General features: G+C 74.4%; 2 protein-coding genes and 1 pseudogene. All 3 read left to right on the forward strand.

All coding sequences use genetic code 11. The features are described 5' to 3' along the window. On the forward strand, window positions 1-247 hold a 247-nt coding region (locus I59_RS01870; protein WP_022902421.1), incomplete at its 5' end, for a class F sortase. Between the two features lie 97 nt (window positions 248-344). After that, window positions 345-890, forward strand: coding sequence for an RNA polymerase sigma factor (locus tag I59_RS01875; protein WP_022902422.1), 546 nt, complete (start codon window positions 345-347; stop codon window positions 888-890). A 5-nt stretch (window positions 891-895) separates the two neighbouring features. Beyond that, a pseudogene (locus tag I59_RS20545) lies at window positions 896-1417 on the forward strand (hypothetical protein); the annotation flags it as partial.

The raw sequence follows: 1417 nt of genomic DNA on the forward strand, positions 1-1417 counted from the left end.
ACCCTTCGCGCACCTCCGGGACGTGCCCGACGGCCGGACCGTCACGATCACCGACACCGCCGGTGCCGAGACGCGGTGGCGGATCGACTCGGTGTCCCTGCTCGAGAAGCGCGGGCTGCCCTGGGACGAGGTGTTCCGCACCGACGGCGACCGACGACTCGTGCTGGTCACCTGCGGTGGTGTGTTCGACGAGCGGACCCGCCACTACGAGAGCAACCTCGTCATCACCGCGACACCGGTGCCGTGACCCCGGAGACAGCACCGTGCACCCGCCGCACCCCGTCCCTCCGGCCCCCGTACGATCGAGCCACGGTCGAAGCCGACCGCCCCGACGACAGGACCACGTGACGACCACCCTCCCCGACGACGGCGAGCTCTCCCGCGCCTTCAGCGCCGGGAGCGAAGCCGCCCTGCGTGCCGTCTACGACCGGTGGTCGCCCCTGGTGCACACCCTGGCCCTGCGAGCCCTCCGTGACGCGATGGCCGCCGAGGACGTCACGCAGCAGGTCTTCGTGAAGGCCTGGCGGCGGTCCGGCACCTTCGACCCCGCCCGCGGTCCGCTCGGCGCGTGGCTCGTCGGCATCACGCGCAACTGCATCGCGGACGCCCTGACCGAGCGCGCACGGCAGGCGCCGACCGTCGAGCCGACCATCGTCGCGGAGACCGCGGCGGCACCCGAGTCGCCCTTCGACCTCGCCGAGCGGGCCCTCGTCGCCGGGGAGCTCGACCGCCTCGACGAGGAGCCGCGACGCGTCATGCGGTTGGCGTTCTACGAGGACCTCAGCCATCGTGAGATCGCGGAGCGGCTGCAGATCCCCCTCGGCACGGTGAAGAGCCACATCCATCGGAGCCTGGCTCGGCTCCGAACACGTTTGGAGGTGATCGAGTGAAGCACGTGGACGACGAGACGCTGGCGATGCTCGCGGTCACCGACGTCGTGGCGGACGACGAGGTCGCCGGTCACCTCGTGGCGTGCGCGCGGTGCCGCGCCGAGGTCGCGGACCTCCAGCGCGTCGCGGCCGTCACCCGGTCGGCGGCCGACGTCGACCTCGTCGCGCCTCCGGAGCGGGTCTGGGACCGCATCGCCGTGACCGTGCGGGCGGAGCAGGCTGGGGACGGCCTGGAGGCCCGGGTCGACCCCGCCTCGCCGGAGCAGCCCGACGCCGGTCCGGGCCCGACACCCGACGTCGGGTCGCCTGCGCAGCCCGTCGTGTCCCCGACGCGTCCGGGCGTGGCCGCGGTCCGACCCTCCGGCCGACGGGACCGGCCCGGCACCGCCACGCGCCGCCGTCGACGCCGGACGATCGCCGGGTTCGTGGCTGCCGGCGTCGGTGCGCTCGCGCTGCTCGTCGGTGGTCGCGTCGTCACCGGCGTCGTCCCGGTCCGGGCAGCGGTGAGACCGTCGTCGCCCGGGCCA

The sequence above is a fragment of the Curtobacterium sp. B8 genome (assembly GCF_000333315.1).
GTDB lineage: Bacteria > Actinomycetota > Actinomycetes > Actinomycetales > Microbacteriaceae > Curtobacterium > Curtobacterium luteum.